Genomic DNA, 17,054 nt, shown 5'->3' on the forward strand with positions numbered 1-17,054 from the left:
TATGTCAAAAAATTATCATATTGCAGTATTACCCGGAGATGGTATTGGCCCTGAAGTCATGACTCAAGCACAAAAAGTGATGAAAGCTGTTAGTGAGCGTTTCTCACTCAATATCACAACCAAAGAATACGATATCGGTGGCATTGCCATTGATAATCATGGCACTCCATTACCTGCAGATACCTTAGCCGGTTGTGAACAAGCTGATGCAATTTTATTTGGTTCCGTCGGCGGTCCTAAGTGGGAACATTTACCTGCAAATGAACAGCCAGAACGAGGGGCTTTATTACCTTTACGTAAACATTTTAAATTATTCTGCAATTTACGCCCTGCTCGCTTATATGAAGGTTTAGAAGCTTACTGCCCATTACGTGTTGATATTGCACAACGTGGTTTTGATATTTTATGTGTACGTGAATTAACAGGTGGTATCTACTTCGGACAACCTAAAGGCCGTGAAGGTGAAGGCGCACAAGAGCGCGCTTTTGATACTGAAATTTATCATCGTTATGAAATTGAACGTATTGCACGCTTTGCGTTTGAATCAGCACGTAAACGCCGTTGCAAAGTAACCTCAATTGATAAAGCCAACGTATTACAAAGTTCTATATTATGGCGTGAAATTGTAACGGAGATCGCAAAAGAGTACCCCGATATAGAAATTCAACATATGTATATCGATAACGCAACAATGCAGTTAATTAAAGATCCTTCTCAGTTTGATGTGTTGCTGTGCTCCAATATTTTTGGCGATATTTTATCTGATGAATGTGCAATGATCACCGGCTCTATGGGAATGTTGCCATCTGCAAGTGTTAACGAAGAACGCTTTGGTTTATATGAGCCTGCTGGAGGCTCTGCTCCTGATATAGCAGGTAAAAATATTGCCAACCCTATTGCACAAATTCTGTCTGCTGCGCTGTTATTACGTTATAGCTTTAATGAAGATAATGCAGCTCAAGCGATTGAAGATGCTATCACACAAGTATTAGCAAAAGGCTATCGCACCGCCGATTTAGCAGGTGATGGTAACGCAATTACAACGACGGAAATGGGTGATCGTATCGTTCAGTATATTCGAGAAGGGGCATAATATGGGTAAAACATTATATCAAAAAATTTATGATGCACATGTTGTCAGAGAAGTGAATGATGAAACACCCATTTTGTATATTGATCGACATTTAGTGCATGAAGTGACATCGCCCCAAGCCTTTGACGGCTTAAGAACAAAAGGTCGCGCTGTTCGTCAACCAAATAAAACCTTTGCAACAATGGATCACAACGTATCAACACAAACTAAAGATATTAATGCTTGTGGTGATATGGCAAGAATTCAAATGCAAGAGTTGATCAAAAATTGCCAAGAATTTGGTGTCACACTGTATGACTTAAACCATCCTTATCAAGGTATTGTTCACGTAATGGGACCAGAACAAGGGTTAACTTTACCGGGAATGACTATTGTTTGCGGTGATTCACATACCGCAACTCATGGCGCTTTTGGTTCATTAGCTTTTGGGATTGGTACTTCAGAAGTTGAACATGTTTTAGCGACTCAAACCTTAAAACAGTCTCGAGCTAAAACATTAAAAATCGAAGTCCAAGGACAAACCGCGATTGGGATCACGGCAAAAGATATCGTATTAGCCATTATCGGCAAATTAGGTAGTGCAGGTGGTACAGGCTATATTGTTGAATTTGCGGGTGAAGCTATTGAAGCCTTAAGCATGGAAGGTCGAATGACCTTATGTAACATGGCCATTGAGATGGGAGCCAAAGCAGGCTTAGTTGCACCTGATGACACCACTTTTGACTATTTAAAAGGACGTCAATTTGCACCTAAAGGTCAATCATGGGATGAAGCCGTTGCTTACTGGAGAACCTTAAAGTCTGATAATGATGCTACTTTTGATGCCACTGTCACTATTAATGCAGCAGAGATTGCGCCACAAGTCACATGGGGTACCAACCCAGGGCAAGTGATTGCTATTGATCAAATAGTCCCGTTACTAAATAGCTTTAATGATCCTGTAGAGCGTGCGTCTGCCGAAAAGGCCTTGGCTTATATGGGATTAAATGAAGGCGTTAACTTAACAGATGTTGCTATTGATAAAGTCTTTATTGGCTCTTGTACAAACTCACGTATTGAAGATTTACGAGCTGCTGCTGAAATTGCCAAAGGCCATAAAGTTGCCTCTCATGTTCAAGCAATTGTCGTTCCGGGATCAGGTCCCGTTAAAGCCCAAGCAGAAGCCGAAGGTTTAGATAAAATCTTTATTGAAGCAGGTTTTGAATGGCGCTTACCGGGCTGTTCAATGTGTTTAGCCATGAATAACGACCGATTAAATCCGGGCGAACGCTGTGCATCCACCAGCAACCGTAACTTTGAAGGCCGACAAGGTCGTGGAGGTCGAACACACTTAGTTAGTCCTGCAATGGCGGCAGCTGCGGCTATTCATGGTCATTTCGCAGATATTCGTACATTTGCAGTGGCATCTTAAAGGAGAACATGATGAATAAATTTACTCAACACACGGGTATTGCGGTTCCTTTAGATGCAGCAAATGTGGATACCGACGCCATTATTCCTAAGCAATTTTTGCAGAAAGTGACACGTACAGGCTTTGGTAAACATCTGTTTCATGATTGGCGTTTTTTGGATGATGAAGGCACTCAGCCTGATCCTGCATTTATTTTGAATCAGCCAATTTACCAAGGTGCTTCTATTTTATTAGCACGAGAAAACTTTGGTTGTGGATCATCTCGTGAACACGCACCTTGGGCATTAACTGATTATGGTTTTCACGCCGTTATTGCACCCAGTTTTGCTGATATTTTTTACGGAAATTCATTTAACAATCAATTATTACCAATCAAATTAAGTGATGATGAAGTCTCACAATTATTTGATTGGGTAAAAGAACATGCAGGTACACCAATTACCGTAGATTTAGTGGCACAAGAGGTCAGAGCAGGTAAATTACGTTTCTCTTTTGAAATCGACTCATTTCGACGCCACTGCATGATTGAAGGATTAGACAGCATAGGATTAACGCTGCAACACCAAGACGATATTAGTGCGTACGAGGCAAAACAACCTGCCTTTATGCGCTAATTAAAGGAATTTTTCACCTTCTTCTACTTTCTGTGATGTTTACTTTGTCATTCTTGCCGTAAATTTATTTACGGCTTTTTTTGTCTCAACCAAACTATCTTCTTATAAATAACCAATAAAAAAGCCAGTGACTAATCATCACTGGCCGGTAATCACCGAATGCTCAAATGGGGGAGTCTGTCAGTATTCATAATTTCTGATAACTAACATAAGAGCTAACTTTAAACATAGACATTATCGGTCTAATATAAGGAAATTAAAATTGATCACTTTATTAAGGGATTTCCTCTTTTATGACCTCACCCCGCTTAGAGTTACAATTTATTCGCTTATGGCAAGCCTTTCAGGGAAAGACAACCGAAACAACGCTACAAGAATTAGCGCAAACCCTGCATTGCACACGGCGTCATGTCCGCTCTTTATTAAATAAGATGCAAGAAATAGGTTGGATAAATTGGCAAGCAGAAGTCGGTCGAGGTAAAAAATCTACGCTTATTTTTCATTCTAATGCGCTTGAAATCCAACAAAACCGCGCAGAGAAACTAATAGAAGAGAATGATATTGAAAAGCTTGTCGCACTAATGGGTGATAAAGATTCTGTACGCCAAATGGTGCTCTCACAAATTGAAAAAAGCTTTCATCCTGGCCAACAATTGCTACGTATTATTTACTACCGTCCCTTTAAAAATTTATTACCAGGAACACCATTAAGACGCTCTGAATTACATTTAATGAGCCAAATATTCAACTCATTAGTCCATTTAAAAGAGGAAAATGGGGAAATAGAAGCTGAATTAGCTCATCATTGGCAAATGATCACAGAACAACATTGGCGATTTTATTTACGTCCTTCTATCTATTTCCATCATGGTCGTGAACTCACTCTTGAAGATATCAGTACTTCTTTAATGAGAATGAAACACTGCAATCCTCTTTATGCACATATAGAACAAATTTCTTCGCCTCAACCTTATGTACTCGATATTTTCTTAAGCGAGGCTGATAAACAATTTGCAACGTTATTAGGTAGTCCACAAGCTGTTATTTTGCCACAAGAATGGGCATCTCTTCCCTCTTTTGCACAACGCCCTATTGGAACTGGCGCTTATCAAGTTATCGCTAATGATAGGCATAAACTACAAATCAAAGCCTTTAATCGCTATTTTGGCTTACGAGCATTATTAGATGAAATTGATATTTGGGTAGTTCCTGAATTGAATAAAAAGATGGTTTGTTCAACTATTCATTTAACAGATGATGATACCAACAAAGATTCACTAGAAAGCCGCAAAGAAGAAGGGTGTTATTTTCTGCTCTATGATAGTCGCTCAAAGCTATGCCAACAGACTGAAATAAGGGAATGGTTAAGCAGTGTATTAACTCCTGTTAATATGCTGACGCATTGTGATCCTTTCTATCAACGCCATTGGTCTCCTGCTTATGGATTATTACTTCATTGGCATCACAGTAAATTAATACGCCACCATCCTAAACCTACTTCATTAACAAAACTAACCGTCACGCTTTATAAAGAGCATCATGAATACAGCACTATTGCAGATTTAATAGAAAGTATTTTATCTCAATATGATATTGAACTAACCATTCAAGTGCTTGATTACGAACAGTGGTATTACGGTGAAGCTAATAGTGATGTTTGGTTAGCGACCGTGAATTTTTATAAACCTTTAGAGTTCTCAATTTTTGCTGCACTTTATGAATTACCACTCTTTCACCAATGTTTGGGAGCATCGTTTTCACAAGAGCTCACTTTATGGCACCAAAAATCTTTGCCACTTGAAGAGTGGTGTCGCCAGCTAACACAAGATATTTGGCTTTATCCCCTATTTCACCATTTACTAGAGCTACAAGGGCAGAGAACCATACGTGGTGTCAAAATGAATACTTTTGGTTGGTTTGATTTTAAATCAGCGTGGTTTACACCTGATATCGATACTCCTAGGTTAAAATAGGTTATCGTCTCTTTTCAGTATTCAGATTAGCCATGGTTTACATTAATTCACAGAAACCTTGCAAGTTATAAACACCCATATAAACGCCTAGGGGATTTATTCACTTTTTCTGTGGATATCCATGTGAAAAAGAGTGAGATAATCAGGGTATAGTTTTTGTATTGTTAGAAAGGCTGTTGATATAAATTTTAAAATATCACTTATAATTCAAATTAATAGCAACGTTTTAATGCCTATTTCAGCGATTGAATAAAACAATTAAAGGTCCTACCCGCTCAAATCGTACAAAAAACAACCACAGGGCATTTTATCCACAGGTTATGCCGATTAGTTAGACAAAATAGGGTAATTTTGGTAAATAACTGCAAAAGTCAAGGCTGTAAATCAGAACAGTGATCTCACTTTCTGTGAGTTATCCCATAAAGCTGTGGATAACCTAGTGTAAAAGCCTGTTTATGATTTCAGGATAACCGTGCACAACTTGAAATTATAAATATCAATTGGCTAATTAACTCAAAAAAATGATGATATATCATGCTATTATGATTTAAATAAAATAAAGCGAAATACATTATCAACAACCTGATTTTTCTGTCTATTATTTATACAAGAAGATAATAACTATGTTTACACCACCAGTCACACCCGAAAATGAGCAAGTTTTATTCGAACGAGCAAAAGCGCTTGCGGGTTATACTTTTGGTGAACTAGCCGCTTTTGCACAACTACCTATCCCAATTGATCTTAAAAGAGATAAAGGCTGGGTAGGTATGTTGTTGGAATATTATTTAGGTGCAAGTGCAGGTAGCAAACCTGAGCAAGACTTTAGTGAATTGGGTATTGAACTCAAAACCATTCCAATTGATAGATTAGGCATGCCTTTAGAAACTACGTTTGTCTGTGTCGCAGCATTAACCGGAAACAGCGGTATTACATGGGAAAATAGCCATGTAAAACGTAAACTCTCAAAAGTGTTATGGGTGCCTGTCGAAGGAGAAAGGGAAATACCATTAGCACAACGCCGTGTTGCCTCTCCATTACTTTGGAGCCCTAATAGTACAGAAGAAGAACTATTACGTCATGATTGGGAAGAGCTAATGGATATGATAGTGTTAGGTAAAGTAGAAAGCATTACTGCCCGCCACGGACAAGTCTTACAAATTCGCCCCAAAGCCGCGAACAGTAAAGCATTAACAGAAGCTATTGGTGAAGATGGACAACGTATTATGACATTACCCAGAGGCTTTTATTTAAAAAAGAATTTTACCGCTCCACTGCTTGCTCGTTATTTCCAGCTTTAACATTATCGTATTTAAGATATTTGTTATCTGTAAAACAGCCCCAAAATCTAAATTGGAGCTGTTTTTTTAAGTTATGAGGTCTCAATGATTAAAAAGATCACAACTGTTTTTCCACTAATGCTAAAGGTGACCATGTCGATAATGAAATGGTTTCGTGATTATTCACGGCAGTAAATTGTTGCTGATTGAATATAGCCATCTCTTGGATAATATTAGCCAGCCCTTGTAATGAAAGCTCTGAGGGTGTTTTAGTAATCGAAATAGCAGTTTTCTGTTCTTGTTCATTAATCTCATTTTCCGCCGTTTCTACAATTAACGTAAATTGCTTATCTTGGGTTTGGTATTGTGTATTATTTCCCACTTGGGACGAAAGCAAAGTTTCATTTTCCGCCAATCCAGTCACTAAAATATGGCTGTTTTTTCCTTCATCATAAATCGTCACACGACTTTGCCGTTTTTGCACTACATATACATTGTTACCTTCACCACCACTCAGATAATCATGACCAAATTGAGAAATTAACAGATCGTTGCCTTCACCTCCACTCAAGCGATCATTACCTTCTCCGGCAATTAAAATATGGTGCCCTGTATTGACAAGAATATTGTCATCCCCTTTACCACCATCAATAACTGAGCTCACATTATTATTATTAGCAATAATGTCATTACCATCACTCAATTCAAGAATAGGTAATAAATCAATTAATTCTTTGGGTTTCTCTGCAAGTGTGGCTGACAATAGTGTTGAATTAGACAAATTAACAGCATAGGCAGATAATGCTTCTTTATTTAAAATAAGTGATTCAGGGATCACCAAAAAATCATCACTTTCACTTATAGTTAAATTCAAATTAACCACAGGCATAAGTAAGTTTGAATGACTATCTTTAGTGGGCAATGTAAAAACAATATTATCTTTATCTATTAATTTAATAGTCAGATTTGTATCGACAATTTTATTTAATAGTTCTTGTTCAAAATATAACGTTAAATAATCATTTGGAAGATAGCGATGGGATAAAAGGCCATCTTTAAATGTTAAATCAAAGCCACTTATATCTGTTAAAAAGAAATGGTTTACATCATCTTTAGTAAATTTATCAATATAATCAGAAAATGAAATATTTACCCTTTTATTTTTACTCTTGGTTAAAAATGTCTTTATTTGATAACTGTCATTTCCCTGACTTAATTTAATGTATGAGTTAGCCTCAATACTAAAATAACTATTATTTTTATTATTCCCATGAATACCAAATCGTAAATTTTTTCCAGATGAGAAACCACTGTATTTTAATTCTGGTAATAACTTTATATTTCTACTCTGATCTTTAAAAGCAGTAATAACTAAATTACTATATTCATTAATATAAAAATCCTCAATGACTAGTTTTGATTCATTATATTTTTCTAAATAACTAAACTTGTATAATGTTTTATCTTTAGTATTTTCATCCAAAGTAAGTACAAAGCCATCTTGAGTTATTAATGTATAATGATGTAAAGGCGTATTATTTACAGAATCATCATAAACATTTCTTAATGTTACAGAATGATAAATATGTTTTCCCTCTTGTCTGTCATTATCAATTTTAAAATCAAAAATAATATCTTTTTTATTACGTTTTATTGAAATAATCTCATCAAAACAATAATTAAATCTTACAACACTAGAACCTAATTTACTATTTTCATTAATAATAGTTTCAAACCATTTATTATAACTTTGCTCTAAGAATGATCTCAAAATAATATAACTATCATTTCCCTCACCGCCCTCAGCATAACCTTCATTTAATACCAGTGTATCATTACCGCCTTTACCATATAAAAGATCAACACCACCAGCACCATTTAAATAGTTAGCTTCTTCATTCCCTAAAATATAATCATCCCCAATTTCACTCCCAATAACATTTTCAATACTGTCTAAATAAGCAATAACTTTTTGATCTTGTAACTCAATATTTGGCATAGTATCAATAAGTTTTTTCGAATAAAAGCCACTTTCATTTTGATAAAGATAAAGTTTTGAATGAAAACTTTGGCTATTTGTTTTATCTTCTGAATTTTTAAATTTAACGTAATTATGTTGCAAATTGACTTTATAACCCGTGTATTTACCCGTAGTTTTTATTAGGCGAAGTGTGTCATTTCCTTCTCTACCATAAAAACGACTCGCATAATAAGGTGACTCTGATGTAAATATATTAAATACATCATCTTTTAAACCACCACTTAAGCGTTTAGTACCATTATAAATATCAAATGTATTTTGAGTTATTGAAGGTGCTGCAATAATATCATTACCATTATGTGTATTAAAATAAATTACTGAGTTTTCATGCCAATCTGAAATATAATATTTTTCAATATTATTAGCTTTTATTAATCTATTCTCTAATTTGCTTTCTCCATATTTATTAATCACATACTCTTTAGTTGTTTTACTCTTCTTCAAAAAATCCTCGTCCACTATCTCGCCAAAGATAACGTTTGTATCGCCAGAAGCAATTTTTATTGTGTAGCGGTTTAACTCATTAGCATAGAAATCCACATCAAAAATAAGCTTTTCATCTGTGGCAATCGCTTCTTTAGGTAAATAATATTTATATTCTGTTTTTTTTGCAGATAGGTGAGGGTAAAGCGCCGAAATTTCTTCAGCTTCTTGCTGGCTAATATTTTGTGATATACGTTGAGAAATAAAATCTTTTGACGGCATTAAAATAGAATCAACTGTTTCTCCTATTAATATAGGAATAATTTTATAATAATAATACTCTTGATAGATATGTTTTTCATTTGTATAAAAATACCCACTATTTGAACTTTGTTTTTTTATTTCTTCAAAATGAGTTAGTGCTTTTTTATCAACCATCTCTTCAAGTTGATTTTCAGTATCTAAATATGTTAACTTATTTCTCTTATCTGGCGTAATATCTCCCATAAGAAAGACATAAAAACCATTATCTAATTCCTCCATAGACGTAAAACTGACTTGTTTTTTTGCCTCTTCAATTAATCTTACTGCATTATAAATTGAAGTAGCCAATGCTATCAAAGCACCCGCGACAATACCAATAGGTCCTGCAATGGTTGAACCAGCAAGCATAGCAATAGAAATGCCTACAGTAACAAGCCCTGAAACAACAGCGAATGAACCATTAACGATATAGTCAATTTTCTGCTTTTCATCCGTTTCTCCAGAAATACGGCTGAAATTATCATAAACATTATAAATATCAAATCCAACTGAAAGAATATTAAGCGCAATCCCTATTCGGTTGCTTATTTTACTTATATATTCCAAAGGATTATGTCGATATCGCAATAATCCTTTTGCTATTGCAATTTCAATTATTTCAGAAACTCCATTAAATGCCATTTCAGACCACATTAATGACAAGTTAGTGATGATTTCTTTTCGCTGCTGTAAAGATATATTGGGATTATTAAGTTGTTCCGCCAAAGAAAATGTATTATTAACAGATTGCCACATCGAATAACCAATATTAGCATAACCTACCTTACTCAATATTTTCATATGTCTAGGTATTTTTAATGAAGGTTTTCTGACACTATCCCAATAATATTCATCAAATGGGGCTTTCTCTAATTCTAGAATTTTAACCAATCGCTCATAGCTTGCAAGATAATCAATACGTTCAGCATTAATTGAAATTAATTTTTTTATGTTTTTCTCTTTATTTTTTAATAACTTTTTAATAATAAAAATAGCTTTTTTATCATTATCTGTTCCTGAAGCACTTAAAAAATAATCATTTATCTTATCTGCATCGAATGTAAGATGAGAATAAGCATTATTTTTCTCAAAAACATCAATCTCCTCTATTTTTTTGTTATTAATTCTCGCGCCTAAACTGATAAGCAGTCTTTTGTCCACTTCGATGTTATGGATCTTTATTTTACCCTCTACAATTTTATTGTTATTAATACCTAAACTCAATTCAAATAAATTATCAGTTGATTTCTTCTCATTTAATATTTTTTTACTTAACTCTCGTGCATCTTTTATTCCAACTGATGATAAAATATCTTTATTGCCATTTAATGAGATTAAATAATCAATATCATTAATAGCAATATTATACTCCTGTTCATTTGAAGCAATATTAAATAAATTAATCAACAATTTATTCTTATCAAACTCATTAAAATAATGAGAAAGTAAATTAGTTGATGCATCACTTAAATAGTTAATCGATTTTGGTACATCATGAATACTATTTATTAATAATTTAACTCTATCTATGTTATCAGTTACAGTATCGTTTAAATAATTAGCATTATAACTGTTTTTCCACTCTTCTAAAGTTATCTTTTTATTTACATACTGATTAAAGGATTTATTTATTAATGGATCATAAATAGCAAGAGATACTTTATTATATAATAAGGTACTATTATCACTAGAGAAAACCTTTGAAATTTTTTTAAAATATTTATGTATCGCATATTCAACTGAAATTTTTCTTTCGATAATCTTATCTATTACATTTTTTATAGTTACCGACTGTAGTGATTCACCACGATAAGATTCAAAAATATTATTCAATTTAAAAGAATTTATTTTTCTTTCCGTTTTTTCACTAAATGTCGTTCTATACTTATCAATACCAATACCTTTTAATTCTCCACTATATAAATCAAATACGGGCTCTTGATAAGATATTTCATTAACAACTTCTAATACAACGTAATTCTTATTATTGATAGTTTTATTGTTTATCACACGAAAGTGTGTTCCTGGTACAATAATTGCTTTTTCTGAAGAGCCTGAATGAAAACTTGTTAATGGTTTCGCATTATGTTTTCCAATAATAGAAATATACACATTATCAGAGGATGATTTCTTTACTTTTTCAATATTACTAAAACCATAAAAAATACCATCAAAAGCAAACAACTTTCCTTTTTTATAATTATTCTTTAAAATATTACCACTTTCAATACTAAATGATTTATATATTGGTGTATTAATATCAGGACATTTAGATAATAAAGAAAAAAAACGAATTAATCTATTTTCATTCGTTTTATTCAGAAAAAGTCCATCCGTCTTAATTAATGAGTCAAGTAATTTATGTCCTATTCTTTCAAACCACTTTATATCTATAATTTTAGAGCGTAATTTATTTTTCTCTTTTACAGCTTGAAGGTTATTTTTATTATTTACCGTATTTAAAAGATCATTTTCACTATTATATTCCGATAATAATAAATTTATTTCATTCTCAGCGAGATTATTATTAAGCTCTATTTCCTGTAATGATGCCTTATTTTCAACATAAGAGCCTTTATTAAATTTATTAAGTGAAGTATCATATTCCAATGTATATTTATCTTTTTTATCTATACTTAACTTTCGTCCTATTTCATTTTTTGTATCAACAAATGTGGTAGATAGTTTTCGTCGTTTTGTAAAAAAATTAACATTGTTCCCATCGTTCCATTTTTCATTTAAAGGAGCAATATAACCTAAATCAATCATAAATTGCTGAAACTTTGAAAACTCATCTGGTGATTGTAATACAACGGTGCCATTATTATTAATATAAAACAAATCATCTAACGTTTGATTTTTTGAATTAAGCGGTTTATCAAATAATGATTTAGGAATAAAAAAAGTGGCAGGGAAATTGTCATGAATTACCGCAAAGGGATTAGCATCATCAGCACCATGATGAACTATTTCCATCCCTATTGGTCTTCCTAATGCTGTATTTAATTCATTTTTTAGTTCTTTTATTTGCTGACTAATAAATCCTAATTGATTTCCTTCATTTTTTTCGTATAACAATTTATCATTGTACAGCATTTTTTGCTTATCAGTTAATTCAGCATAATTCACACTTTGTTTCCATTCCTCCCAAGATACAGGTATATTAACGCGAGTATTCGTTCCTAAATGACTATAAGGATAAATCACCGTAAATAGATCATAATCTGCAATCATTGGTTTATTTGATATAGGATCAGCCATCACCAATACAGGCTCTATCCCAAATTGATTATTATATTGAACTAAATAATACTGCTTATTATCTATAATTGTTAATTCTAAAAAAAATTCATATATTTTATTATTATGTATGACTTCAAATTTTAATGATGTATTTTTATCATAAAGACAATTAATCACTTTACTCTCTATCAATTCGTTCACTCTTTCGGCTGAAAGATAAAGCTCTCTCATAGAGGCAACTCCATTCTTTATTGCATCTGCTACTGCTTCATTGTATTTCAATAGATCTTTTTGTGCCGATGCTTTAGCCAGTGATTGATTGACTGGAATAAAACCAGCCATAGGCCCCCAATCAGAACTTTTTGCCTTAATAGCTAAATTCTTACTGCTATATTCTCCCGATGAAATTAATGAAGTTGAATTAGTATCTATAGGTCTTACGCCAATAATAAGTCCTTTTTCTTCTGCTATTTGAGAAAATATTTTTTGATCTTTACTTGGCATACCTACTTTTACTTTATTTATCTCATTTTTCTTATTATTACCTAATGATTTTAGTGTTTTCTTTTTTTCTATTTTATTTAATTCTGAAAAACTATTATATTCTTTCCTATTCGTGAAGCTAAATTTTTTTACTTTTTTATTTTTATTTAATAATTCATTGTAGATGGCATTATTGTTATAATCCTCGTTAGGATTTTCATAAGAAAAATAAATAGTTGTATTTATTTCCAAATCTGATGGAAAAATAAATTCATTTTTGGGTAAATAACTACTTAATATAATACCTTTTATTTCATTATTATTAGCAATGTTATTTTTATATAATAAAAGTGCATTTTCTCTTTGATCGTTATTTCCATGAATAAAAATATTTTGAGGTAATTGTTCTCTATACTGTAACCAAAGATGTTCTAATAAATCTAACCCTGCATTTTTATTTTTTGACACATCTACAATAAATAGATCATATCCAGCCGCATGATATTCATCTACATATCTAAGGTAGTTCTTTTCTATTTCATCCGTTTCACTCAGAAGAATAATGACATTATCATTTTTTTTAATGCTCTTTCTTTTATTACTTAATGCATAATATGCATTAATTTTATCATTACTTACTTTTTTTAAGACATTTCCCTCTATATTTATAAGTGTAAAGCTATATGATTCGTCATTAATTATTAATGATTTATTTTTTTTCATTTTATATTTTCCATTTAAATAATTTATTTATCTGGAAAATAATTACATTCTTTTATTAATATAAATATAAAAAACAACACACATTAAAGTAAAATTCATAATTATAATAAAATAACGGTTTTATTAAAAAAGCAGCTTCATATTATGAAGCTGCTTTTTTTAGTTGAATCTAAATTATTTGTTAATATTAGTGATATTGCGTTCTTGAATAAAAGCGTCTTGGTGCTTAACTAGTTTATTCGCATCAAACAACGTTACTTTTTAGCCGCCTGCAAATAGAGCATATCAAGTGCAATTGTTGCCCCAGCAAGCGCCGTAATGTCTGATTGATCATAAGCCGGAGAAACTTCAACTAAATCCATACCTACAATATTTAACGGTTGTAATGCACGTAAGATCTTCAGTGCTTTATCAGTTGTTAATCCACCGACAACGGGTGTTCCTGTTCCTGGTGCAAACGCAGGATCAAGACAATCAATATCAAAAGTCAGGTAAACAGGTAGATCGCCAACAATACCTTTGATCTGATCAACAATATCAGTCACACCACGATCGTTAACTTGCGCTGCATCCAATACAGTAAAACCATTGTCACTGTCATGATCAGTACGAATACCAATTTGTACTGAGTGGTTAGGATCGATTAATCCTTCATTTGGAGCATGGAAGAACATTGTACCGTGGTCAAATTTACTACCATTACCATAAGTATCGGTATGTGCATCAAAATGAACTAATGCCATTTTACCAAAGTGTTTTGCATGAGCACGTAATAAAGGTAATGTGACAAAATGGTCACCACCAAATGTTAAACATTTTTTACCTGCCGCTAATAACTTCTCTGTATGAGCTTGTAATTTATCGCTCATATCCTGTGCATCACCGAAGTTAAAAACTAAGTCACCGCAATCGACAACGCTTAAACGTTCACGCATATCGAAATTCCACGGCCAGCGGTTACCTTCCCACGCTAAATTTGTTGAAATTTGGCGAATTGCGCCAGGTCCATGACGCGTTCCTGCGCGACCTGATGTTGCCATATCAAAAGGTACACCCGTAATAACCCAATCTGCATCACTGCTGTAAGGCTGAAAATTCAGTGGAAAACGTAAAAAACCAAATGCATTAGAGATCAATGAATTATCAGTCTCATTACCTAACGTACTATTTTTCATGCTATTACCTCTGTTACCTATTTAAAATAAGCAACATACAATCAATATGATAGATAAAGAGTGATGTTTAAAACATCACTCTTGCATTGGGAAGTGAAGAATTACTCTTCTTCTTCCAGATACGTATAACCGTATAAACCACTTTCAAATTCAGTCAGAAATTGCTCTTGTAACGCTTCGTCTAACTGTGCATTTTTTACTTGAATGCGGAAACGTTCTAGTAGCACGGCTGGATTTAACTTAACGTATTGAAGCATATCAGCAACCGTGTCACCCTCTTCACTGAGTTGATAAGTCAGATTTCCTTTTTCATCAAGATAAACGTCTACAGCTGCTGTATCACCAAATAAGTTGTGCATATTACCTAAAATTTCTTGATAAGCCCCCACCATAAAGAAGCCAATCATCGGTGGATATTCAGGATCATAAGCTGGCATTGGCATGGTTGTTTCAACACCATCACCATCAACATAGTGATCAATAATACCGTCAGAGTCACAGGTGATATCCAACAATACTGCACGACGATCTAATGGTTTATCTAAACCCTCTATTGGCAAAACAGGGAAGAGCTGATCAATTCCCCATGCATCAGGTAAAGATTGGAAAAGTGAGAAGTTAACATAGAACTTATCTGACATACGTTCTTGTAATTCATCGATAATAGGACGATGAGCTCGATTACTTGGATCAAGATCGTATTGAATACGACGACAGATATTCAAATATAGTTCTTCAGCCCAAGCACGCTCTGTCAGGCTTAACATGCCGTGAACATATTGAGTATGCACATCATGAAGATCTAATTGGCTATCATGTAACCATTCACGTAATGAACGGCTATGCCCTTTAGTTTGCATCTCTTCCCATGTTTCCCAAAGGCTTGCAATAGGTCTTGCAGCATCTTCCTCTGGTGGTGTAATCGCTGTAAATTCATTACGCTCAACACCAATTACATTAGAAATCAGTACAGTATGATGTGCTGTTAATGCGCGTCCTGATTCCGTAATTACCGTTGGATGAGGTAAATCATTTTCATCACATGCGTCACCAATCGCCCAAATAACATTATTCGCATATTCATTGAGGCCATAGTTAACGGAGCAATCAGATTGTGAGCGTGTCCCTTCATAGTCCACACCTAAACCACCGCCCACATCGAAATACTGAATATTTACGCCCAATTTGTGCAGTTCAACATAGAAGCGTGCAGATTCGCGAACACCGGTTGCAATATCACGAATATTTGCCATCTGAGATCCCAGATGGAAATGCAATAACTGTAAGCTATCTATACGACCAGCTTGGCGTAAGGTATCAATGAGTTGCAATACTTGTGTTGCTGCCAAACCAAATTTTGATTTTTCGCCACCACTTGCTTGCCACTTACCTGAACCTTGAGAGGCTAGACGGGCACGAACACCTAAACGAGGAATAACTTCTAAACGCTCAGCTTCTTCTAATACCATTTTTATCTCAGACATTTTCTCAATCACTAAGAAAACTTTATGTCCAAGTTTTTCACCGGTAAGCGCTAAACGAATATATTCACGGTCTTTATAACCATTACACACAATCACTGAACTTGTCATATTGGCATGAGCAAGCACAGCCATCAGTTCTGCTTTTGAACCCGCTTCTAAGCCTAAAGGCTCACCTGCATTAACTAATGACTCAATAACACGACGTTGCTGGTTAACTTTAATTGGATAGACTAAAAAATAGTCACCTTTATAACCATAAGCTTCACGCGCACGATGAAACGCAGCATTAATAGAACGTAAGCGATGTTGTAAAATCTGAGGAAAACAAAAAAGCGCAGGGAGGCGCAAATGTGAATACTCGTCTTGCACTTGCTTAACTAATTCTGTTAAGTCCAAAGTTGCCTCGGGTACATCAGGATTAGGGCAAACACTGATATTTCCTCGATTATTCGCTAAATAGTACCCACCACCCCAATATGTGATGTTATAGGTCTGTTGCATCTTGCGAGCGATGTTATCATTCATGACATTCTCCTTAGGGAGTATGAGTTTATACCTTGCCTGTCACTATAGTAGTCAATTATCTGACAAAAATCTGAAACGACTGATAAATAACAGTTGGAAGTAATGACTCACTATATATTTTTATATGATTATCCAGCTATACGCAGGACATAATAGTAGAAAGTTCTTGAGTTAACCCATAATGAATTAACACAATTACCTATTGGCAAGTAACAGACAACTTCGCTCCAAAGAGAAAGAGCTCAAAGAGGAGATTACTCTAGATATACTACGCGTGTAGTAT

The 17,054-nt window shown here is 33.9% G+C and carries 8 protein-coding genes; 5 read left to right on the plus strand and 3 right to left on the minus strand.

Translation table 11 applies throughout. The features are described 5' to 3' along the window. Position 1: 1 nt before the first annotated feature. The 5 genes from leuB (at position 2) to mutH (ending at position 6,392) form a co-directional block, all read left to right on the plus strand. Positions 2-1,093 carry a 3-isopropylmalate dehydrogenase gene (leuB, locus tag DK858_RS07850; RefSeq protein WP_109396919.1) on the plus strand — a complete coding sequence of 364 codons (1,092 nt, stop codon included), beginning with the start codon at positions 2-4 and terminating at the stop codon, positions 1,091-1,093. A 1-nt stretch (position 1,094) separates the two neighbouring features. Next, entirely contained in the window at positions 1,095-2,504 is a 1,410-nt protein-coding gene (gene leuC / locus DK858_RS07855; protein WP_109396920.1) for a 3-isopropylmalate dehydratase large subunit, read from the plus strand. 8 nt (positions 2,505-2,512) lie between these two features. Beyond that, positions 2,513-3,118: a 3-isopropylmalate dehydratase small subunit gene (gene leuD / locus DK858_RS07860; RefSeq protein ID WP_109396921.1), complete on the plus strand. Its 606-nt coding sequence runs from the start codon at positions 2,513-2,515 to the stop codon at positions 3,116-3,118. A 293-nt stretch (positions 3,119-3,411) separates the two neighbouring features. Further along, positions 3,412-5,091, plus strand: coding sequence for an HTH-type transcriptional regulator SgrR (gene sgrR, locus DK858_RS07865; RefSeq protein ID WP_109396922.1), 1,680 nt, complete (start codon positions 3,412-3,414; stop codon positions 5,089-5,091). Between the two features lie 623 nt (positions 5,092-5,714). Continuing rightward, positions 5,715-6,392, plus strand: a complete 678-nt coding sequence (gene mutH, locus DK858_RS07870) for a DNA mismatch repair endonuclease MutH (protein WP_109396923.1) — start codon at positions 5,715-5,717, stop codon at positions 6,390-6,392. A 97-nt stretch (positions 6,393-6,489) separates the two neighbouring features. On the opposite strand, the gene DK858_RS07875 is transcribed toward mutH, so the two are convergent. From DK858_RS07875 to speA, 3 genes are all read right to left on the minus strand, one after another. After that, the gene (locus DK858_RS07875) at positions 6,490-13,587 is read right to left on the minus strand and encodes an anthrax toxin-like adenylyl cyclase domain-containing protein (protein ID WP_109396924.1); all 7,098 of its coding nucleotides are present in this window, start codon (positions 13,585-13,587) and stop codon (positions 6,490-6,492) included. A gap of 254 nt (positions 13,588-13,841) precedes the next feature. Beyond that, positions 13,842-14,762 carry an agmatinase gene (gene speB, locus DK858_RS07880; RefSeq protein WP_109396925.1) on the minus strand — a complete coding sequence of 307 codons (921 nt, stop codon included), beginning with the start codon at positions 14,760-14,762 and terminating at the stop codon, positions 13,842-13,844. Between the two features lie 101 nt (positions 14,763-14,863). After that, a complete protein-coding gene (gene speA, locus DK858_RS07885; protein WP_109396926.1) occupies positions 14,864-16,771 on the minus strand; it encodes a biosynthetic arginine decarboxylase in 1,908 nt (635 codons plus the stop codon). Positions 16,772-17,054: the final 283 nt, after the last annotated feature.

The organism is Proteus faecis, assembly GCF_003144395.1.
GTDB classification, from domain to species: domain Bacteria; phylum Pseudomonadota; class Gammaproteobacteria; order Enterobacterales; family Enterobacteriaceae; genus Proteus; species Proteus faecis.

Bases quoted from the DNA above. Each gene is read 5' to 3' on its own strand.
- leuC (WP_109396920.1), top strand. From the start codon at position 1,095: ATGGGTAAAACATTATATCAAAAAATTTATGATGCACATGTTGTCAGA.
- sgrR (WP_109396922.1), top strand. From the start codon at position 3,412: ATGACCTCACCCCGCTTAGAGTTACAATTTATTCGCTTATGGCAAGCC.
- mutH (WP_109396923.1), top strand. From the start codon at position 5,715: ATGTTTACACCACCAGTCACACCCGAAAATGAGCAAGTTTTATTCGAA.
- speA (WP_109396926.1), bottom strand. From the start codon at position 16,771: ATGAATGATAACATCGCTCGCAAGATGCAACAGACCTATAACATCACA.
- speB (WP_109396925.1), bottom strand. From the start codon at position 14,762: ATGAAAAATAGTACGTTAGGTAATGAGACTGATAATTCATTGATCTCT.
- leuB (WP_109396919.1), top strand. From the start codon at position 2: ATGTCAAAAAATTATCATATTGCAGTATTACCCGGAGATGGTATTGGC.
- leuD (WP_109396921.1), top strand. From the start codon at position 2,513: ATGATGAATAAATTTACTCAACACACGGGTATTGCGGTTCCTTTAGAT.
- DK858_RS07875 (WP_109396924.1), bottom strand. From the start codon at position 13,587: ATGAAAAAAAATAAATCATTAATAATTAATGACGAATCATATAGCTTT.